The sequence below is a fragment of the Paenibacillus sp. FSL R7-0198 genome (assembly GCF_038000415.1).
Taxonomy (GTDB): domain Bacteria; phylum Bacillota; class Bacilli; order Paenibacillales; family Paenibacillaceae; genus Paenibacillus.
This window is the reverse complement of the sequence record NZ_JBBOCB010000001.1, coordinates 6075453-6096942: the sequence shown is the minus strand read 5'-3', so window position 1 is coordinate 6096942 and position 21490 is coordinate 6075453. Positions and strand designations below refer to the sequence as shown.

At 46.0% G+C, this 21490-nt stretch carries 17 protein-coding genes; 1 reads left to right on the top strand and 16 read right to left on the bottom strand.

What is annotated here, in order from left to right; all coding sequences use genetic code 11:
* Window positions 1-142 precede the first annotated feature (142 nt).
* Window positions 143-1480 carry a nucleoside recognition domain-containing protein gene (locus MKY87_RS26735; protein WP_340966885.1) on the top strand — a complete coding sequence of 446 codons (1338 nt, stop codon included), beginning with the start codon at window positions 143-145 and terminating at the stop codon, window positions 1478-1480.
* Here MKY87_RS26735 and coaD read toward each other — a convergent pair.
* The 16 genes from coaD to MKY87_RS26655 all read right to left on the bottom strand — a co-directional run bounded on the left by coaD (window position 1458) and on the right by MKY87_RS26655 (window position 21427).
* Complete coding sequence (gene coaD, locus MKY87_RS26730; RefSeq protein ID WP_085981453.1) at window positions 1458-1964, bottom strand: pantetheine-phosphate adenylyltransferase; 507 nt, start codon at window positions 1962-1964, stop codon at window positions 1458-1460. The genes MKY87_RS26735 and coaD overlap by 23 nt on opposite strands.
* A 1-nt stretch (window position 1965) precedes the next feature.
* Entirely contained in the window at window positions 1966-2574 is a 609-nt protein-coding gene (rsmD, locus tag MKY87_RS26725; RefSeq protein ID WP_036609474.1) for a 16S rRNA (guanine(966)-N(2))-methyltransferase RsmD, read from the bottom strand.
* 300 nt (window positions 2575-2874) lie between these two features.
* Window positions 2875-3309 (bottom strand): hypothetical protein, encoded by a 435-nt coding sequence (locus tag MKY87_RS26720; protein WP_340966883.1) that lies wholly within the window; start codon window positions 3307-3309, stop codon window positions 2875-2877.
* Window positions 3310-3436: 127 nt separating this feature from the next.
* A complete protein-coding gene (locus tag MKY87_RS26715; protein WP_340966882.1) occupies window positions 3437-3646 on the bottom strand; it encodes a hypothetical protein in 210 nt (69 codons plus the stop codon).
* A gap of 116 nt (window positions 3647-3762) precedes the next feature.
* Window positions 3763-4068, bottom strand: a complete 306-nt coding sequence (locus MKY87_RS26710; protein WP_340966881.1) for a hypothetical protein — start codon at window positions 4066-4068, stop codon at window positions 3763-3765.
* Between the two features lie 168 nt (window positions 4069-4236).
* On the bottom strand, window positions 4237-7284 hold the full coding sequence (locus MKY87_RS26705; protein WP_340966880.1) for a glycoside hydrolase family 2 TIM barrel-domain containing protein: 3048 nt from the start codon (window positions 7282-7284) through the stop codon (window positions 4237-4239).
* Window positions 7285-7441: 157 nt separating this feature from the next.
* On the bottom strand, window positions 7442-8272 hold the full coding sequence (locus tag MKY87_RS26700) for a carbohydrate ABC transporter permease (protein ID WP_062833750.1): 831 nt from the start codon (window positions 8270-8272) through the stop codon (window positions 7442-7444).
* A complete protein-coding gene (locus MKY87_RS26695) occupies window positions 8265-9155 on the bottom strand; it encodes a carbohydrate ABC transporter permease (RefSeq protein ID WP_036610887.1) in 891 nt (296 codons plus the stop codon). The genes MKY87_RS26700 and MKY87_RS26695 overlap by 8 nt, the downstream gene beginning before the upstream one ends.
* A gap of 141 nt (window positions 9156-9296) precedes the next feature.
* Entirely contained in the window at window positions 9297-10580 is a 1284-nt protein-coding gene (locus MKY87_RS26690; protein ID WP_338594901.1) for an extracellular solute-binding protein, read from the bottom strand.
* A gap of 351 nt (window positions 10581-10931) precedes the next feature.
* Window positions 10932-12701 (bottom strand): cache domain-containing sensor histidine kinase, encoded by a 1770-nt coding sequence (locus MKY87_RS26685; protein WP_338593779.1) that lies wholly within the window; start codon window positions 12699-12701, stop codon window positions 10932-10934.
* 18 nt (window positions 12702-12719) lie between these two features.
* A complete protein-coding gene (locus tag MKY87_RS26680) occupies window positions 12720-14267 on the bottom strand; it encodes a response regulator transcription factor (protein WP_340908246.1) in 1548 nt (515 codons plus the stop codon).
* Window positions 14268-14538: 271 nt separating this feature from the next.
* Complete coding sequence (locus MKY87_RS26675) at window positions 14539-17619, bottom strand: X2-like carbohydrate binding domain-containing protein (protein ID WP_445669438.1); 3081 nt, start codon at window positions 17617-17619, stop codon at window positions 14539-14541.
* A 401-nt stretch (window positions 17620-18020) separates the two neighbouring features.
* Window positions 18021-18902 (bottom strand): SMP-30/gluconolactonase/LRE family protein, encoded by an 882-nt coding sequence (locus MKY87_RS26670; protein WP_340966878.1) that lies wholly within the window; start codon window positions 18900-18902, stop codon window positions 18021-18023.
* Between the two features lie 12 nt (window positions 18903-18914).
* Window positions 18915-19580, bottom strand: coding sequence for an SGNH/GDSL hydrolase family protein (locus MKY87_RS26665; protein WP_339784611.1), 666 nt, complete (start codon window positions 19578-19580; stop codon window positions 18915-18917).
* 81 nt (window positions 19581-19661) lie between these two features.
* Window positions 19662-20450 (bottom strand): alpha/beta hydrolase, encoded by a 789-nt coding sequence (locus MKY87_RS26660; protein WP_340966877.1) that lies wholly within the window; start codon window positions 20448-20450, stop codon window positions 19662-19664.
* A gap of 143 nt (window positions 20451-20593) precedes the next feature.
* Window positions 20594-21427, bottom strand: coding sequence for a helix-turn-helix transcriptional regulator (locus tag MKY87_RS26655; protein ID WP_340966876.1), 834 nt, complete (start codon window positions 21425-21427; stop codon window positions 20594-20596).
* Window positions 21428-21490 lie beyond the last annotated feature (63 nt).

Genomic DNA, 21490 nt, shown 5'->3' with positions numbered 1-21490 from the left:
CTGTGCATACAATGGTACAGGCCGGATAGGCCGCTGTATACAATAGCCTGTCCGGTCAAGGCCGAACCGCCCTTCGGGCGTCATTCGGCCGTCCATAACGATTCAGATGCCGAATCGGCGTTATCTGATATGAGGTGAAACGATGACATTACAGAGCGAGGTTAGAGATTCTGGCCCGTTACGAACGATAATCCTAAGTACCGGCGCTTTAATGTTGGTCATTGCCGTAGTTGCTTCCCCCAAAGAAGCGTTTGACGCCTCTATTCAAGGTCTGGATATATGGTGGAAAATCATCTTCCCTGCCATGCTCCCGTTCCTCATGTTATCCCAAATGCTCACTGCGTTTGGCTTCACCCACGCGATCGGCGCCTTGCTCGGACCCTTAATGCAACGCTGGTTTAGGCTTCCAGGCAACGCAGGTCTGGCGATTGCCGTTGGCATGTGCGGCGGATTCCCCGCAGGAGCAGATGCAGTATCCCGTTTATTTCAGGATAGACAAATTACCGCCAAGCAGGCGGTTGTCCTTGCGGCGGCATCTCATTTTGCCAATCCAATGATGATCATACTGGTCGTTGGTGCTGCTTTTCTCCACCAGCCAGCAGCCGGATATTTTCTACTCATGGTCCACTGGATCAGCGGCTGGATTGCTGCCATTCTTGCCACGCGTCTCCTGCCTGCACCGGGTAACCAGAAAGACAGGGTTGGCTCGACCGCCGTACAAGCAGATAAGAGCTCTCTTGATTCTCAGCCTGCAAGTCCTGCAAGTTCCACAAGTCGCTCATCTGCACCCCACCACGCAACGTTCAAACGACGCAGTATATGGTCTGATATGATGATCGCAGCCAGAGAAGCCCATCGTCGTGATGGAAGAGGATTTGGCAAACTGCTCGGTGACACCGTATCCCAGGCTGTACAGACCTTGATGATGACTGGTGGATACATGATCGGTTTTGCCGTATTTATCCGGCTGGTCTCCCTTTATCTGACCCCCGGGTCCTCTGCTGCGTTGTGGCCAGCCTTCTTTGAGCTTCATCTGGGCACCTACCATTTGAGCCAGACTTCACTTACACCCGCACTGCTCATGTCTCTACTTGCAGCCGTTCTTGGATGGGGTGGTTTATGTTCCCATCTGCAAGTCTCTGCTGTCCTGAAAACAACTGGTCCAAGCAGCAAATCGATTTTGTACTTTGCCGGAGTTCGTCTGACTCATGGATTAATTGCCTTTTTCATCAGTCTGTTCCTATGGATGCCGTTCAGCCGTTATAGCACAGAAGTCTGGACCACATTACAGACGAATGCAGAGCAAGACCTCTCGACACCATTCGGTTGGTTATTCATACATAGTCCAGGTAACACATACCCGATCAACACCATTTGGAGTATCTTCCCTGCTGCATGCATAGGTCTTGCCTTACTTCTTGCAGTGATGATTAGTCTATCGGGTCTTACCTTCTGGTTTAACCGCCGGTTTTCTCGCTGATTTTCTGACGGAGCGCAGCTTCCACTTCAGGTGAGACAAGATCTGTAACATCTCCATGATAATGAGCGATTTCTTTGACGATGCTGGAACTTAAATAGGAATACTTGGGATTTGTCATCATAAATATCGTTTCCGCATCCGGATTCAACTTGCTGTTGGTCGATGCCAATTGCAACTCGTATTCAAAATCAGTTACCGAACGTATACCACGAACGATGACCTGAGCTTCCTTTTGCCGGACGTAATTGGCTGTCAGATCGCGGAAACTGTCCACTTCGACATTCGGTAGATGGCGGGTTACTTCCGTAATCAGTTCTTTGCGTTCCTCCACCGTAAACAGCGGATTTTTGCTCATATTGTTCAACACAGCCACAATGACGCGATCAAATTGCTTCGACGCTCTGGCGATAATATCCAGATGCCCCATCGTTACGGGATCAAAACTTCCAGGATATACGGCGATCCGTTCCTGTCGGTGTATCATTTCAGTCATGAGGAGCCTCCTCTTCCGGTGTAATGGATTCTCCATCTTCAACTGCTTCTGGCGCATAATAATAGATGGATACTGCCGTCTCCCCATACAAAGCCTTGCGCGTTTGTTCAAACGGGCCGAATTGCTCAGGGTAATCATGTTTGGATTCATATTCAAGCACGATGGTTGCTTCGGGTTCCAGAAGTTCCAATTCGTGCATGGTCAGCATCAACTCGTGCCCGTTCTTCATGCGATATGGCGGGTCGAGAAATACCAGATCAAACGTTGTGCCTCGCTTGGCGAGTGCCTTCAATGCCCGACCTGCATCATTACGATATACGGCCGCCTGGTCTTCCAGCTTGGTTGCCTTCAGATTCATGCGGATGACTTCAATACTTTTTGATTCCAAATCAACAAAAACAGCCTTGTCCATGCCGCGGCTCAGCGCCTCAATACCGAGACCTCCACTGCCTGCAAACAGATCCAATGCTGTGCCGCCCTCAAAATAAGGACCAACCATGCTAAATAACGCTTCCTTCACCTTGTCGGTGGTTGGCCGCGTACCCGTGCCAGGAACAGCCTTCAGCGGCCTGCCTTTTGCACTCCCAGATACCACTCTCACTTGACGAGTCACCTTTTCTCTATGTAAGTTTATTGATACGACTATCGTACCACACTCGGGTTCAGTTTGAAAAATGTGCAGTCTTCATTTCCCTTGGAAAATTGTTGACGAATTGTTGACGCATATGTATAAAAAGGAAACAATCGGGCGATTCTATAATTATCGACATCACAAGTGTCGTAGACAACCGCGGAGAAGACTTACGTTTCCCCATAAGCTCTTCGTCCGGTTTCTCCTCTCCCATGAAAAGTAGGCCCTCGAAAGAGGGCCTATTTTTGTTGTTTATATCACATTATTTAGTTAATTATACTTTTCTTCAAATTCACTTATTTCGGCTTGCTCTTCGGTCTGCAACCATCCAATCTCCCTCAGCCACATGCCCATATCTGCGATAAACTCATTCACTTTTAGATGTTCAATCTTGTATTTCTGGATCTTTTCACTCAAAAACGCATAAAACTCATGGCTTAACGCATACCGTTGTTTGCTTTTGCTTAATGTCTTATACCGATCCTCGCTGACCACCAGATCAAAATAGATGACATTCTCCTTCTTCACATGCCTAACGGTGGATCTTCTATCGTATTCTTCAGGGAGACACCTGAAAACAAAGAATAGTTCAATATCAACTATTTGATATTTGCTTTCTGCTTGATCAAAAACAGACTGCAACTCATCCGAAAGATTGGCAACTTGCGTTAAACCTGAAGTGTCAGTTGATCGGCCCAGAATCATCACTAAACTCCTCCTTGTTCATTTTCACCATTCGTAATGAAACTAAAAAAGGCTGACTAGTGATGTAAACTCCGTCAACCTTTCCTATTTTCATCCTTCTTGTGCCTTACCCCAACGTATCAAGAGCTTACGAGTTCATCTCTCGATGCTTCCGATTAGACCTTCGCAAATTGATCAATGGAATGATAAGCAAAACAACCGGCAAAAGAAGATTTATCGAACCATTCTTAATCATCATGAAGGTAACAAACAGCACGGCGAGCCAAGTCATAATCTCCATCATTTCATATTTGGTTAACGTCAGCTTGAAAGCTTTTTTCGAAATGAAACGAATCAAGAAATATGCGATCAAGCTATAAAACAGAATCATTCCCAAGATAGCAACAAGGATTATGAGGTACATATCCACCATAAAAATCTCACCCGACCCTTATATCATTTCCTTAATTTTGCTTACTTCTCTTCAACAACAATCGTTGCATTATAGATCACAACGCGTTTCCCATTGAGATCAAATAATACTTTATTGCCGTATTCCGTATCTTCCACGTCAATTTTGCCATCATAGGTCTGAATCAATTCACCATTATTGCTGTACACTTTAACAATCCTCTCCAGGCCACCCGAGTTATTGGACCTCATCGTTTTGAGTGCACGTTCACCTGAAGCGGTATTGAAATACCATATGAAACATCCAACAATGATACCCAAGAAGACCAACACCGTCACCCATATACCTGTTTTTGCTTTTCTACTCATTTTGAACCCCCTCTTATGTTTCCTTTCTTGTACATTACGAGGTTGGAGAGAGAACGGTTTCATACAAAGCCTCTCAAGCTGTTCGTTGACATAACAAAACAGAGGCCTTCGATGAGCGAAGACCTCTGTTCTTTATAGGATACATTCTTTATTCTGTACGTCTTTTAATTACAGTGCACGAATGACAAATTCAAATGTTAGTTCGCCGTCCGAAGGGATCAGGTATTCCGGATGAACCGGAGCACCCCAGCTATCATCACCGCCAACACCCATTTGTTTACCTGCTACAGTCACGACCGTATAGTGCACAGGGGGCAATTCGTACGCATGTTGTGCGTTCTCCAGCTCAAATGCCGTATATGGTGATACATTTAGCTCAACCGGGGTTCCGGATGCTTCAATTTTGAAGCCACGTCCCGCATTGTCTGTCAATTTGGCCCAACGTACGCCCGTACGGTTGCCTGATTCCTGTGGTACCAGATATGGAGCCATGGTATCAGCTACCTTGCTGCCGTGGATACTGAGACGTGCGCCAAATGCGCGGTCTGCATAGTTTTCCTCGGGTCCCATCGCGAGCCATTCCACGTTTTCGAAGTCAGGTGATGTTCTGAAGGACAATGCATGAATTGGCAGGTTTGGCAATCCGGCTGTACCTTTGTACGTATTATGCACACGTACGCTTCCATCTGCATGAACGGTATATACCACTTTTACTTGTACATCCGCCGAAATGTTGAGCTTGTACGTGAACTCGATCCGGTATTGATCCGGTTTCTGTTCCGCTTTCCACTCTACAGGACGTGGCATCAGGCTCGCTGCATACCAGGCACCCAGTTCGAAGCCCATCGCCATGCCTTTGTCATTATCCGTCATTGCACGCCAGAAGAGCGGTGCAGGTGGCACAGCAATCGTCTCACGACCGGACAATTTCAGGGAAACCAGTGTCCCAAACTGTTTGGAGAACAGCGCATGTGTCTTGCCAGCACGAACACCGATATTAACGTCACCTTCAACCACCTGTACATCACTTACAAGGTTCAAGTCGACTTCAACTGCATCATTCACCTGATCTTGTGTGAAAATAAACTGTCCAAATGCCACTTCTTCACCTTTGTCAGCCCACAGAGTAGCTTCTTTTAACACAAATGCAGTGTTCACAGCGTACTCGCCGCCCGCCAGAGCTTCTGCACCCAGCGGAAGTTTCACTACCGTCTCGCTTTGTGCATCCACGTTCACTTCCAATGTTCCACGCAGCACTTCATGTCCCTCGCGCTCCAGGCTGTATACCAGTTCCAGCGCAGATGTATCTGCGAACAGATTACCGTTCAGGATTTTAACACCTTCACGATCCGGGAACAGCTTGATGTTCTGGTAAAGGAATTTGACCTCCTGCATTTTCGCAGTTACTTTACGGTCAGCATGGACAATACCGTTGCCACAGAACGAATAGTCTGATGGACGATCACCGAAATCTCCGCCATAAGCGAGGAACTCTTTGCCGTAACGATCTTTTTTATAAATGGATTGGTCGATGTAATCCCAGATGAAACCACCTTGATACATCGGATATTTGTCTTCCAACTCCGTATACTTGTGCATACCGCCAATAGAGTTACCCATGGCATGCATGTACTCACAGCTGATATAAGGTTTCGTCGGGTTTGCATTCAGGAATTCCTCAATGTCCGCCGGTTTGGCATACATGCGAGTCTCCATATCACTTGTTTCATCGAAACGGCGATCATGGAATACACCTTCGTAATGTACCAGACGTGTTGGATCAGCTGATTTGAAGTATTGGGATACTTTGTAGATGACTTCACCACCATGTGATTCATTACCACAAGACCAGATCAGAATGGACGGATGGTTTTTGTCACGCTCCACCATGGATACAGCGCGGTCCATAACGATATCATGCCATTCCGGTTTGTCACCTGGAATAACCCATGAAGGCTCAACGGCACCAAGTTTCTGCCAAGATCCGTGTGTCTCCAGGTTCATCTCATCAATAACATACAATCCATATTCATCACACAGCTCATACCACAGACTTTGGTTTGGATAGTGTGACGTACGTACAGCATTCATATTATTCTGTTTGATCGTACGAACATCCCACAGCATATCTTCCTTCGTAACCGCACGTCCACGACGCGGGTTGAACTCATGGCGATTCACACCTTTGAATACGATACGTTTACCGTTGATGTGCATCACTTTATCAATCATTTCAAAAGTACGGAAACCAACGGCTTGAGGAACAACCTCAACCAGTGTACCCGCAGCATCATATACACGAATATAAAGGCGGTACAAGTATGGAATCTCTGCGCTCCACAGATTCACTGTACCAATATCTTCACGAAGACTTACTTGTCCATCGTTAACCTTGGATTCAAACGTTTTAACGGTATTACCTTCACGATCACGAAGTTCAGCCTCTACACGTGCTCCAGCAACCGCTTTTCCTTCCAGTTTCAAATCTAGTTGCAATGTACCGTTCGTATAGGACTTGTCCAGATCTGTGCGAACATGAACATCACGAACGTGTGCAGTTGGGACCGTATACAGATACACATCTCTGAAAATACCGGAGAAACGCCAGAAATCCTGATCTTCCAGCCAGCTGCCTGTACTGCGTTGATACACCTCAACAGCGAGTTTGTTTTCTCCATCCTGAAGGAATGGCGTCAGGTCAAAATCAGATGGCGTAAAGCTGTCTTCCCCGTATCCTACGAATTGTCCATTAAGCCATACATAGAATGCAGACTCTACACCTTGGAAAGAAATATATACCGGATTCGACTCCCAACCTGTCGGCAGGTGGAATGTGCGAATGTAACTTCCAACCGGATTTTTATCCTGCGGCAATGCCGGCGGACGAATTTCGTTCAGTCCATCCCAAGGATATTGTGTATTTACATATTGAATCTGTCCGTATCCTTGTAGTTGGATATGCCCCGGAACTTCAATATCATCCCAGCCTTCACTGGAAAAATCGGATGTATAGAAAAACTCAGAACGGCTGTCCGGACGAATTGCATAGTTGAATTTCCACGTACCATTCAGATCATAACGCATGGACATCGCGCCTGAACCTACAGCCTCGTCCATTGTTTGGTAATAACGGTGATCGGAATAGGCATGAAGACGGTTCACCTCAAATACACTTACGTCCCCCAACCAGTTGATATCTGCCTTTGTTGCTTTCATCGGCTCTCTCTCCCTTTAAAACGTTATAGTTTGACTTATTCAAGGTTTACTCTGGGTTTCCTTTTGCTTTACATAAACAAAAAAGACAGAGGTACGCCATAACAGCGCCCTCTCTTCTTTCCTGCACCCGTCATTTACACGGATTATGCTGTTTTCATTACTTCACGGAACCTACCATACCTGCAACAAAATGTTTCTGCATGATGAAGAAAACGATTGCTGTAGGCAGTGTTGCAATCACGATTGCTGTCATGATTACTCCGTAATCCGGAGAATAACCAGCACCCAAATTTGAGATCAACAGTGGAATCGTTTGTTGGTCAGGTGTTTGCAATACAATGAGTGGCCACAGATAGTTGTTCCAGCTACTCATGAATGTAATGATTGCTGCCGCTGCATATGTTGTTTTCATGGTTGGCATATAGATCTTCAAGAAGATGCCGAGTTCACTCAAACCATCAATACGTCCAGCTTCCAGCAAGTCTTTCGGGAACATTTTGGTGTTCTGACGGAAGAAAAAGATCAGGAACGCTGTTGCGATGGTTGGCAGGATCACTGCTGCCATCGTGTTGATTCCAATAACCGGTGCAACTCCCGAGATTGTTGCAAACATACGATACAGTGGTACCATGATCGCTGCAAACGGGATCATCATGGATAACAACAGGATATTAAACACGACATCACGGGACTTCGTCCGATATACCTCGAAGCCATAACCTGCCATGGAACCAATAAACAGTGCCAAGACAGTGGAGATTACAGAGATAATCGCCGAGTTTCCGAGAGCCTGTACCAGATTTGTCGAATCAATCAGTTTGTTAAAGTTATCAATGAAAGCTGAACCCGGCAGCAGTCTACCCTTAGTGACATCGACTGATGCATTTGTTGAACTGACCAGCATCCAGAAGAAAGGGAAAATGGATACAAAGGCGACGATGGATAGGAACACATACGTGAAAATCCGTTTTGCTTTAGCTTTAGCCATTTTTATTATCACCTGCCACTTTAAACTGGATGATGGACAATACAATAATCAAGATTACGATGGAATACGATACTGTTGCTGCATAACCGAAGTCCGGTGAATATTTGAACGAAAGGTTGTAGATGTATTGTGAAATCGACATGGTCGCATTACCTGGACCACCTTTGGTAATATTCATGATCTCATCGAAGATTTGCAATGTACCAATCGTTGATGTGATTGACGTAAAGAGGATAATCGGTTTGAGCAAAGGTACTGTGATTTTGAAGAATTGTGTAAAAGCATTCGCTCCGTCAATTCTTGCAGCTTCATAGATCGATTGATCGATGTTTTGCAGGGATGACAGATAGAAAATCATGTTATATCCGGTCCAACGCCAAGTAACGGCGATTATGATCGTAATTTTAGCCCAGAACGGGTCTGTGATCCATTGAATTGGATCGCCAATAATGTGCAAGCCCATAAGGAATTGATTCACCATTCCATCTGGTGCGAACAAATATTTGAATACAACAGAGTACGCTACCAATGAAGTTACACAAGGCAAGAAAATCGCTGTACGGAAGAAGCTCCGGAAGCGTAGTGTGCTGTCATTCAGCAATACGGAAATAAACAAACCGAGAATAATCATTACAGGCACTTGAATGATCAAGTAGATAAATGTATTCGATAATGCTGTACGGAACGTTGTATCAACTAACAATCTTTTGTAGTTAGAAAGGCCCGAAAATTCAAGATTGGCTCCTACACCAGACTTGAACGATAAGAGCAGCGCTTGGATCATCGGGTAGAAGTAAAATGCAACAATCCCGACAACAGCCAGCAAAACAAAAGCCCATCCAGTCAAATTATTTTTCTTTTGGAGACTGTCTCCTGTATTCATGGCTTTCACAGTATGGCTCCTCTCTCTCCATGGAACATGGGTAGAACCCACGGAGCCTCTCGCCATATCCGGTTCGACTTGCGCCGGACATGGGAGATGGCTCCGATGTTTCCTAGGGTTCTATAAGTTACCTTGGGTATCTTAGTTTAATTGTGCTTCAGCTTGTTTTTGTGCATCAGCCAGAACGTCATCGATTGATTTACCGTTCAGGAATGCTTGCATTTCTACTACCAGAATATCTTCAATGGCATATGTGTTGATACCATAGTTTACGCTTGGAATTTCTTTCGTCCAATTCGCAAAGTCTGTGAAGATTTTTTGTCCGCCGAAGTACTCGTCTGCTTTGGCATACGCGTCACCATCAACTGCTGGTTTGTACGTACCAATTGCGCCGATGTTGTTCAACAGATCTTGATACAATTGTTTGTCAGAACCAAATGTTTTTGCTACAAAATCAGCTGCTTGATCTGCACCAGGAACGTTGTTCATAACATACCAAGAGCTACCACCCAAGTTGGATGCGTGAACAGAGTTTGGTTGACCAGCCATTTTCGGCATTGGAGCTATAGCCCATTTACCGGATTGGGAAGCTTCTTGACGTACAGATGGTGAGAACCAGTTACCTGTAGGAATTGTTGCTACGCTACCGTTATTGGCGTTGGCAACGAATTGACTCCAGTCAGAGTGCAATTTAACAATGTTGGCATCCATCATTGCTTTGTAAGTAATAAACGCTTCTTTCAAAGCAGCATTATTAGCAATGTCAGGTGTTTTACCATCTTCTGCGGAATACCATTTACCTGCAGTTTGGATCATCATACGAATCAAGCCAAGGTCATTCGGGTCAAGAGAAAGAAGCTCTTTACCTGTTTTAGCTTTTACGTCTTTACCAATTTGGATGTAGTCATCCCAAGTGATGTCTTGCAGGTCAGCTGCTTTGTAGCCAGCTTGCTCCAGCAGATCTGTTCTGTAGTACAAACCAGCAACGCCGGAGTCAAATGGTACTCCGTATTGTTTGCCATCAAACGCTGTTGGTCCGAGTTTGTAATCTGCAAAATCGGAAGCCGTGATACTGGAAGACAGATCTTTGAACGCATCAGGATATGCATTCAGGAAGCTTTGTGAACGATAGTCTTCAATCAGAACTACGTTTGGAAGACCGCTGGCAGTTCCGGAGTTAAGACCTGTGTTCAGTTTCTGAATGATATCAGCTTGAGCGTATTCAATGATGTTAATTTTCACATCAGGATTTGCTTTTTGATATGCTTCTTTTGCTGTTTCCATTGCAGCTACGTTAAAAGCTTTGTCCCAAGCCCAGACCGTAATTTCGTTTGTTTTTTCGTCACCACCACTAGCGGAATTACCTCCACCACCGGATGAACATGCGGACAACAGCAGTACTGTAACGAGCATCAATACCCACATTTTTTTCAAAATATTCAACTCCCCTTCGACCTCTTTGTGTGTAATTTGTTTGCGTTTTCTGAAAGCGGTTGCTTTCGATGTATTCATCTTATCATTCCCATATCTCCATTCGTTAGTAATAATTTTGTACGGATTTGTCATCTTATTGCCACAATGAAAACCTTTACAGAAACCGTTTGCATTAAATTTGGTTTTTTGTAATTTCTTTTGATTTTGTAATTTCTTGATCTTGAAATAGTACAAAATGATTTCACCCACTTTACCTCTGACACGTGAAAATCCCCCGCCTCTGTAGAAAACAGAAGCGAGGGATCTCGATTTTAAGTGTATTCAATCGAATCGGGTTTCGATTCAACTCGTGATTAAAGGCAATGTAACCGTTACTCTCGTCCCTTCACCGACATTGCTCATAATCGTGACACCGTAAGGTGAACCATATAATAACTCAATACGGTCATGTACATTGCGAATACCGATACCACTGAATAGTTGACGATTGTTTTTTGGATTGGGCAATGTTTCTCCCATGACAAGCCCTTCAATTCCATCACCATTGTCCATAATCTCACAGATGAGTGATTCTCCCGCTCTGGAAACCATGACATGAATCGTACCCGTTTCTTTCTTGATAAATCCATGGAAAAACGCATTCTCGATAAACGGCTGGATCACCAGTTTGGGTACATGATAGTGTGTACAATCCGGAGCAACGTAGAAAGCTGCTTTAATCCGGCCACCATATCTGACGTGATTAATGAAGACATAATTTTTCAAATTCTCGACTTCTTGCTCCACTGTAACAGTTTGACTCACATCACTGATCGTATTTTGCAGCAATCCAATTAATGCGTTAATGGTCTCCGCAGCCCTGTCTTTGTTGCCTTGTTGCACCAGAACTTTGACAGATGCAAGTGTATTGTACAAGAAGTGAGGATTAATCTGACTCTGTAATGCCGCAAGCTCTGCGTTACGTTGTTCATGCTGTGTCTGTACTAACTGATCCACATAATCATGCAGCTCATCAAGCATGTAATTGTAAGCATGGCCAAGCTGCCTGCTCTCGTAGCTTCCACTCACCGGAATGTAGTTGTCCAGATCACTTTTTGTAATGTTGGACATCTGCCTCACAAGTCTGCGCAGTGACTTGGTAATCTGGCTGGTGATGAGAAACACAAGGATGAGTGCCCCCACAACGATAGCTGCACAGATCAGGACAACCGTCTTCATGTCGATAAGTTGACCCATCGCCAGATCCTTATCCACTACATTGACAATATAAAACCGATAGAACGGTAGATACTCGGATAACACAACGCTATCCTGATCCATCACACGAGCATTAATACTTCTCGGAGAGTTGTTGTTCATTTCTCGGGCATACGATAGCAAATCCAGCTGAGTTGTTCCGATCCAGTCTTCACGATTCGATGATACAATCTCACCTTTTTCATTCATAATGACCACATCATTGCCACGACTTGTAAAGCTGCTGTAAAATTGCCGGAATAGGTCTTCTCTCATCGTGACATAGAGCGTACCGTATATCCGGCTGCGTGTTCGGTCCGTCAACGCCTTCGTCGCAGAGATCATCTGCTGACTCCCGAGCGTTGCCTCGTTTTGGTAAACATCAAAGATAAGACGACTCGGCGTCTCAGCTGCTTCCATCGTAATTGGCTCCTGCTTCAATTCATCCACGGACAACTGAAGGTGAGCACGATTCGTGGAATAGCTCCGTCCATTAATCCCGATAATTGTTATCCCTACTTCGTAGGATTCTGTGATGGATTGAATTCGATCCATCGTTTCCCTCATATTATAGAAGGATTTGGCCATCGTGAGGGAATCGGCATCTCCTTCGGACAGGAATCCTCGGATCGATCCACTCTGCGTCACATTATTCGATACGGCAGCAATGGCCTCATTAAAGGATTCAAAATTTGTTTTGATCTGATTAAGCACCTTGGAGTTTGTGATACTGAACGTCTCAGTAAACAGATTGGTTGACATGTGAATGGTCGTCCATAAGATGAGTACAGCAACGAGGACAATACTGACCACCATAACCAGAAACAACTTGGGAAACAATCCGAGACGAGATAATTGGTTCATCCATTTCTTCATGATCTTATCCTTCTGACTTTATGCCCAGAATTTGCGCCGGTATCGGCTTGGTGATAATCCGGTGAATTTTTTGAACACTTTGCAAAAGTAACTATGATCGGAATAGCCTACCATACTGCTAATCTCAGAGATCGTTACATCATCGGATCGGAGCAGTTCCTCGGCTTTTTCAATCCGAATTTTATTCAAGTATTCATTAAATCCTTCTTTTTTGTGCGATGAGAAATAACTGGATAAATACGATGGATTAAAATGAAAATGCTTGGCTACTTCAGCAAGCCCGAGCGGCTGATCAAAGTGCTCATGCATGTAATCCAGCAGCATCTTCATGTTGGGATCACTTCGTTTTCCACCCGCACCAACGGTGCACTCCTGAACTTCGGTCATGAATTGGTCAAGCACAGTCATAACTTCGTCCAGACTCGAAGCCCCGTCCACATTTTTAAAATACGTATATTTGCTCTCTTCCAGCCCGGCAGATTGGACATCCATATCCGCGAGGGTAATGGTCACGTTAAAGATCAAGTTACCGAGAAATGATTTGATCTCAAACACATCGGCAATATAATCCCGTCCAAGTGTTGCCGCATGATCCTGTAAATACTCCCTTGCCGCTTCGACCCTGTTACGCTTCACATGCTGCAAAAACATATTCACATTAAACTGGTAACCTGCGGGATGCATTGGAGGCAGTTCGCCATACACCAGGATTGGTCGATCCTTATAATAGAAGCGATATTCAATCAGCTTAACCAGGCGTTCCCGGTAAACAACACCCATCTGTTCAAATGAAGTAAAGCTTTCACTAAGCACCCAACCAGGACTGCCTTCTCCTGCTGCATTTTCACTGGCCAACTGTCTGATCCGTTCAAGCATCCATTGATCTCTCGCAGGATCGACATTAAGAAGCATCACAGGTAATGTACCCTCTGCGGGAACCATTGCACATTCTACTTCAGGCAGATCACTGCGGAGCTTGGATTCCATCTGTTCCTGATCCATCTTCAGTGGATTCCCTCCAGCACCCACGGGTTTATACACCAGCAAGCGAAAGGATTCATACGGAAAGGTATCTCGAATCATCGGCATTTCGCTATCTTCATCCAGTGTAAATCCGGACAGCATCTTCTCCATCAGTTGCCCAAGCCTCCAGCCATCGTGCGAAGGTTCGAACTGTAGCTCGGGAATTTTACCCGCTGTGCGTTGAAGGACTTGCAATAATTCATTCGTATCCAGCTTGGGTTTCAGTATATAATCGGCTGCCCCGTGCTGAAGCGTTGAACGTACATACTCGAATTCACTGAAGCTGCTAAGTACAATAACTTCAATCTGCGGATTACTGGCTTTTAGTGTACGGACAAACGTTTCGCCATCCATGACAGGCATGACAATGTCGGTAATCACAATATCCGGTTTTAACAGATTCACCTGCTGTAATCCTTCTTCACCGTTGGAAGCTTCTCCCACAATGATAAATCCTTCCGCTTCCCAGTTCATATGGTGCTTTATGCCCTGCCTTACCAGAAACTCATCGTCAACAATCAGCACCTTGCACAACCGGTTCATGATCGCGACCCCCTTGTCTAATCTTTCCTCTATATCTGTACAGGCTATACCAACTATTATATATCGGTTATAAACACTTTCCAGTGTTAGCGGTTACATTAATTTAAAATTGATTGTACATCTTTTTATATCCTAAAACGATCCTTTAAGCAATGGTAACTATCTATATTTTACACTATATTTCGACAAAATAAGAAGCCCCGACTCGCCATTCGATCATTTGGCGAATCAGGACCTCTATTTCAATCCTTTATTTCGTTAAATCACTCACTTATGGTTCAATTCCCCATTGGAGACTTCCCGCGATATAACCGGTGACTTTGGACCAGTCCGTATAGGAAGTCTGACTACCTGCAAAAGAATAATCATCCGTTTGCGTATAGTTGGTCCAATTGTTCTTGGAGATGCGAGTGTGGATTTCCGTGCTTTGTCCCGCATTCAGAGTTCCAGCGGAAGCTGAGAATCCAATCTCAAGCACGCGGTCAGCACCTGTCCGAACTGGATTGAGTGCACTGAACGTGCCTGTTACATTCGAACTGCCAGCTGTTGCCCAGTCAGCGAAGAAGTTCTGAGGCTGTTCACCGTTTATCGTGTAGTAGTATCTGATCTTTACATCAGACAGATTCAAGGCTGTAGTACCTGTGTTTGTCAGTTTGAATTTGGGACTAATCGAGCTGCCCGTCGCTGAAGTGTTGCTGTTAAACATCTCAATGCGTATGGTTCCAACAGGTGCAGCTGTCGTGTCTTTAATGAGCAGATTCAAGGTCGCAGGAGCGCCTGCGCTGAATTGAAAGGTTAGCGTCGCTGTGCCATTTGGCAGTGAAGCCAGGTAGTTTTTACTTAATACGACCTCATTGCCTGTTAACGTGTAATCTGTACCTGAAACCAGCGTTGCATTCCCGTTGCGAATGGATGTAAGTGTATTGCCGTTAAGTGTTAACGTGACTGGAATATTAACCTGATTGCCTGCTTTGCGATCAAATTCGGCTGTAATCGGTGTAATCGCAGAGTTGGTCACTGGTGTACCCCCGCCGTCTCCTCCGCCATTGTTACCTCCAACACGGTCAGCATACAAAATTCCCCGGCCATTTGTTCCGAGATATACTCTTCCATACAAACGAGGATCACCCGTAATTGTAGTTACACGAGCATACTGATGCTGATCATCATTGATACGAACCCAATTGGCACCACCGTCATCGGAGCGAAAGAATCCACGTGTTCCATCGATCTGTGCAACCGTGTATAACGCCACAACGCTCTGACCAGGGGCCGCTTTACCAAATCCGATACTGTCTGCTTCCTCTACATTGGCAAGCTTCGTGAATGTCGTTCCTGAATCTGTGGAATGCCATAATCCGTAAGGACCTTCTTCCTCACTTCCACCTGCAAACCAGAGTTCCCCTTCAACACCTGGAACGGCATCCAGATCAGAATTTCCTTCCATCGGAAGTCCGGTCGCAGGTGATGCCGTGAAGGAAGCACCACCATTCACACTCACATAGATTTTACCGGCTGCAAATCCATAGAATTTGTTTGGATTGACACGATCCGAAATCACTTTTGCCTGTGCAGGTATGCCCGTACTTGCCGTCCATGAATTGCCGCCAGTCGAATAATGTACACCTTTATCTGATGTGCTCCATACGAGTCGGTTACCATTCGCAGAGATGGCTACGGTACCCCCTCCAGTTGTGCCAGCAGGTTCTGCATTGGCCTTATACCACGTAGTACCTCCGTCACTGGACAAACCAATGGATTTTGCATTTGGATCAGCAGCATAATCTGCTTTACCTACGCGAACCATCGTATTTGGACTTAACTCTGCAAAATCCAGACTTTCTGTGGAAGAATAGTTCGGGCTCGTAAATATGGTTGCTGGCGCCTGATCCAGATTGTTATGACGGAATCCCGAGACATCTCCCACTCCGCTTATCAAATGTGCACCGCTTGGCGGGCTGATCAGATCCAGTACGGCAATCTCCTCAACCCCTTTTGCCATCACTGAAATATTGATTTTCTTATCATCATCCCAGTCTGTCAGGTTCTTCGTTCCATAGATCGTAGCACCCGTTCCATACATCATGCGATCGGAATCAAACGGATCAATCTCCAGATCACCGATCATCCAGCCCAGTTTCGGGGTTGTTTCGGGTGGGGCAGGATTGGTGCCAAATGTGAGCCATGGCGCTGCCGAAATATCCTGTGTATAACGTAACTTGCGGTTCGGATACCCTTCAAATTCCCATATGCGTGTCCACGTTGCTCCGCCATCTGTACTGCGGAACAAAGTGGCATCCGGCCACCAGGAATTCAACGTCGCAACCATCAATATACCGGGATTCTGTGCATCAACAGCCAATCCACCATATCCAAAATAATTATCCGTGCTGCTGCTTGGAACAGGGCTGATGTTGGTCCAGACACCTGTCGACGTATTCAGTTTCCACACATCACCTTTTTCCCCATCATAGGGTCCAACACCATCGCTGTACGTAATATAGAGGCTTCCGTCTGAATCGAGCACACCATGATGCGGGATATAACCTGTAGGTTGACCAGCAACAGCTGACCAAGTCAGGCCACCATTTGTGCTGCGATATACACTTTGATCTTTATCCGCAACACCCACATAGATTGTCTGGGTTGCCTGCCCTGCCGAACCTGTTGTTTTGTCAAACGTAACCCATGCCAGACCTACGATGTCACTGGTATATTCATTCGAAGGATCTTGCACATAATTTCCCGGATTCGGGAAGCTTGTGACTTCGTTCCAGGTCACACCGTAATCGGTACTTTTCCATAACCCATGACCACTTCGTGCACCGAAATACAGAATACTGTTATCATTCGGGTCCACGGTCAGGCGTTCTCCCATTGAACGTCCCGGCATGTTGCCGCCCACTTTGAACGGAAGTGTTGTGGTCTGCCATGTATCTCCCCGGTCCGTAGAGCGCAAGATGGAACCATTATTTTGGTCCCACGAATTCGTATACGTCCCAACGGCCATATACACCCGATCGGGATCAACCGGGTCCGTAGCCAGTGCATCCACACCATTCTTGTTCCAGTCATCCCAGCCGACAAAATCCGTTAGAGGTATCCAACTCTCGTCAGCCGCATTCCAGCGATAGGCTCCCCCGATATCCGTACGGGCATAGATCAGATCCTTTTCCGACTCATTGAAAATAATGCCCGGAACAAACCCGCCACCTGCACCAGTCACCACATTTTTCCACTCATAGGCTTCACTTGGTGCCGCCGCTGTCGTTCCAGCAAGTCCTCCCAGCGAAGCGGTTACTACGGCAACCGTCAGGCTCATCATTCGCAATTTCCCCATAAACGTTCTCATATCAACTTATCCTCCTCTTCTACTTCGTTACTGCATTTCGGTCTATCCCCGCTGTCTCATCGTGCTGATGATGGCGTGCCAGACGAATCAATGCATCTCTTGATACAAGAAGCCTCACCCCCTTCCAATTGTTGTTAAGCGCTTACATAATTGTTCTTGGTTCGCGGTTATCTGGATAATACTTTCAATAAATAACATTCGATGGCAATCCCCAAACCCCTCTGTCGAAATTCCGTTTTTTGTAAAATATTTTCATTGTTTAAAATCGTTTAAACAACAAAAAAAGATGCTGTTAGAACAGCATCTTTCGACATTTCATATAAGTGTAAAAAATGGAATCGTTTCTTACCTGGCAAACCAGATAGAGGTTAACTAAGGTTCACTGCATGACTAGCACCTGTTTATTTCTGGCTACCATAAGCGTGAGTCTCCTGCCCTTTAACTCCCGGTCTGATGACAAAAAGTGAGCCCGCATCCGGTGTCTCTTTCAGACGTTCTTCCTTAATCCCAATGCGTGCTGTTGTAATGTATAACTCTTCGAGATCCGGTCCACCAAAACAGCAGGATGTTACCTGATCTGCTGGCACCTCGATCTGTTGCAACAGTTCTGATGTATGCGGGTTCCAGCGAGTGACTCTTCCTCCGCCCCAGTGCGCAACCCACAGCATGCCCTCAGCATCAACCGTCATCCCATCCGGAAAACCAAATTCCTCCGGTATGTGAATGACACTTGTCCGATTTTGTATCGTACCTGCCGTCAGATCAAAATCAAACCGGTCAATAGAACGTGTCGGGGTATCAATGTAATACATGGTCTGCCGATCCGGACTCCAGCCCAGGCCATTGGATGTAGACACACCTTGTACCATTGTGCGAACGGGTTGCCCTTGCTCCAAACAATACAGCGATCCGGCTTTGCTTTCATTATTCATACTCATCGTGCCTGCCCAGAAGCGGCCCTTCGCATCACATTTTCCATCATTAAAACGATTGGTAACCTTATCTTGTTCGGGGTCCTCAATGGCATGACGCGCACCCGTAAGTAAGTTATACGTGTAAAATCCACTGCGTAAAGCAACCAAAACTTCGTCACCACGATAGGGAACAACAGCCCCGACATGTTCACCGACATCATAAGCCTGATCCTGCCCTGTAGCCGGATCATACACATGCACCTTAAAACTTTCAATATCTACCCACAATAATCGATTGTTTTCCGCATCCCAGCTTGGACCTTCCCCCAGTAATGCCGGGGTTTGTACTGCTACAGTTACGTCGCTCATGCCATCACGTCCTTATTCAGATTTGACGCCGCCTGACCATTCGAATCCGATGGCATCCAAGAATGCTTTGGACAGTACCATATGGCCCGTTGCATCCGGATGTACCCGGTCATAAGTCAACACAGACGTATAGAAATGATCCCAAAATGGAGCAAATGCAGCCTGTGTATCCACATACACCGCATCATACTCACTGGCTACCCTGCGTACCGCTTCTCCGTAGATATCCATCGTTGCCCGCATCGGGTCTTCCGGATTGGCCTCAAGATAATAAGGAGTCATCAGTACCAGACCTTTCAGGTTGGGACGAACCGAAGCCACCAGTTCACGCAATGTCGATTCGTATTCTTCAAGAAACACATGTGATTCTGTTGACAATGGGTTGTCGAACTGACGCCATACATCGTTAATGCCGATCATGATCGTCAGCCAGTCCGGTTTAAGGTCCAGCACATCACGATCCCAGCGCTGTTTCAGATCACGAATCGTATTTCCACCATTACCCACATTCTGGACACGCAACATCAATTCCGGATAGATGGAGCGCAAGAGCGCATAGACTTGCGCTACGTAACCATGGCCCAGACCTGAACTGCCTTCGCCTACAGGATGTTCCCGACCACAATCCGTAATCGAATCTCCGATAAACAGAAGCTTGTCATTTTTCTGCAATTTCATCTTCATTTTCTCCTTCGCTCTAAAGCGCTAATATAAGAATAATTGATTAGTCAGGACCGTTAACTTGTTATCATTCAGTGATTACCAGCCTTGATTCTTGAGCCATGTGAGACACAGATCCGACCATACCCGAATCGCATGGTTGTCCTCAGCCAATCCAAGACCATGTGAACCTTTCTCAAAAACGTGCAAATCATAGGGAATGCCATGCTCGCCCAATGCAAGTGCGTAACGCAAGCTATTCTCTACAGGCACTGCCTGGTCAGCGCTGGTGTGCCAGATGAACGCTTCAGGAGCATCCGCTCTCACCTGCTGCTCCGCGCTAAAAGCCTTAATCTGCTCGGCAGTCGCGTCAGATCCAAGCAAATTCTCACGGGAACCGGCATGTCCATAGGACTCCATCGTAATGACCGGATAACAGAGAATGACTCGGTCCGGGCGTGAACTTTGACGTTCAATCGGATCCTCATGATCCGGTTGTCCCTCGTCATACAGCGTTCCCAGTGTTGCAGTAAGATGTCCGCCTGCGGAGAAACCAAGTACTGCAATCTTGGCAGGGTTGATGCCATACCGCTCAGCATGAGCACGAACATAACGTATGGCACGCTGACCATCTGTTATCGGTGCAGGATGCTGGTGAGGCGCCACCCGATATTTCAGGACAAACGCACTAATGCCTGCACGGTTCAACAATTCGGCTATTGGAGCACCTTCGTGATCAGCCAAAAATCCATAGCCGCCCCCTGGACACACAATGATAGCGCTCTCGGAACCGGGCTGAATAAATGGAATCAAATGTGGCATTTCGTCTTCATGGCCCTGGGCTGCATAAGGTGCAGCATGATCCCATAAAGGTATCGTTGTTGTCATCTTCAATCATCCTCTCCAAGTAGAACGGAACCATGGGTCCGTTTAAACGTTTTCGAATCTCAGGAATCGATACCATCATAACGGTAATGCCCCTAAGGCATCAATACCTTCCTGGCATCACTTTTTGTTCATTTGGGTACATGTTAGTACAAATTACGAAACTGTTCAGGGGTGACCCCTTCAATCCTGCGAAAGGTAGCAACAAAATGGCTTGAATCCCGAAAGCCAACCCGAATTGCCGTTTCCCTAATCGTGGGTCTATGGTCTGCGGTCATGATTTCCTTGGCTTTGCGAATACGCAGCAGAATGAAATAGCTGTAGGCTGTCATGCCAAAGGACTGCTTGAACAAGGTGTTCAAATGTCTGGATGAGATCCCCGTCACAGTAGCCATATGTTCGAGCCCAATTTCGGGATTCGCATATTGCTGTTCCATGAATGCAATGAGCGGAGCGAGTCTCTCCACAGCATGAGAGATCGAAGACCGATTGCCCGTCATCCCATGTTTTTTGAGCAAAATCAGAAATCGATATATATCCGCTGACGCCTCAAGCCCCGACAAATCCTGATCACTTCTGATTGAATCCAGCACTTCCTGGCCGTAATCGTTGAACGGGCTGCACTGCTCCCACTGATAGAACGCCGCTTCACCCAGACTAAGTGACTCCAAGATTGCCGGACACTGGGAACCGCCAAATGTAATGTAAAGGGTCTCCCACTCTCCTTGGGCGCGCACATATTCATGCGGTTCATTCGGTGGCAGCAAAATACCGGATGCTTCCCCCATTATGACCGTGGACCCGGCAAACTTGAATTCTCCGGCTCCCTTCACGGTCTGAAGCCAATGGTAACATGGATACCCCACAGGTCTGGACACCTTCTCTTGATTGCCATTATAGCCAAGGCTCTCAATATAAAGGGGCAGCGGCTGATCACGTGATGTCATGAAATATCGTTGATGTCGGGGGGAGATTAACATGGGATGCCTCCTTGGGTATACGCTGATATAGAGTTCCGTATTCTTATATGAGTCATTACTTTT

Excerpts from the sequence above, each read along its gene's own strand:
- MKY87_RS26735 (WP_340966885.1), top strand. The coding sequence starts at position 143 with ATGACATTACAGAGCGAGGTTAGAGATTCTGGCCCGTTACGAACGATA.
- coaD (WP_085981453.1), bottom strand. The coding sequence starts at position 1,964 with ATGATACACCGACAGGAACGGATCGCCGTATATCCTGGAAGTTTTGAT.
- MKY87_RS26720 (WP_340966883.1), bottom strand. The coding sequence starts at position 3,309 with ATGATTCTGGGCCGATCAACTGACACTTCAGGTTTAACGCAAGTTGCC.
- MKY87_RS26710 (WP_340966881.1), bottom strand. The coding sequence starts at position 4,068 with ATGAGTAGAAAAGCAAAAACAGGTATATGGGTGACGGTGTTGGTCTTC.
- MKY87_RS26705 (WP_340966880.1), bottom strand. The coding sequence starts at position 7,284 with ATGAAAGCAACAAAGGCAGATATCAACTGGTTGGGGGACGTAAGTGTA.
- MKY87_RS26700 (WP_062833750.1), bottom strand. The coding sequence starts at position 8,272 with ATGGCTAAAGCTAAAGCAAAACGGATTTTCACGTATGTGTTCCTATCC.
- MKY87_RS26695 (WP_036610887.1), bottom strand. The coding sequence starts at position 9,155 with ATGAATACAGGAGACAGTCTCCAAAAGAAAAATAATTTGACTGGATGG.
- MKY87_RS26690 (WP_338594901.1), bottom strand. The coding sequence starts at position 10,580 with ATGTGGGTATTGATGCTCGTTACAGTACTGCTGTTGTCCGCATGTTCA.
- MKY87_RS26685 (WP_338593779.1), bottom strand. The coding sequence starts at position 12,701 with ATGAAGAAATGGATGAACCAATTATCTCGTCTCGGATTGTTTCCCAAG.
- MKY87_RS26680 (WP_340908246.1), bottom strand. The coding sequence starts at position 14,267 with ATGAACCGGTTGTGCAAGGTGCTGATTGTTGACGATGAGTTTCTGGTA.
- MKY87_RS26675 (WP_445669438.1), bottom strand. The coding sequence starts at position 17,619 with ATGAGAACGTTTATGGGGAAATTGCGAATGATGAGCCTGACGGTTGCC.
- MKY87_RS26670 (WP_340966878.1), bottom strand. The coding sequence starts at position 18,902 with ATGAGCGACGTAACTGTAGCAGTACAAACCCCGGCATTACTGGGGGAA.
- MKY87_RS26665 (WP_339784611.1), bottom strand. The coding sequence starts at position 19,580 with ATGAAATTGCAGAAAAATGACAAGCTTCTGTTTATCGGAGATTCGATT.
- MKY87_RS26660 (WP_340966877.1), bottom strand. The coding sequence starts at position 20,450 with ATGACAACAACGATACCTTTATGGGATCATGCTGCACCTTATGCAGCC.
- MKY87_RS26655 (WP_340966876.1), bottom strand. The coding sequence starts at position 21,427 with ATGTTAATCTCCCCCCGACATCAACGATATTTCATGACATCACGTGAT.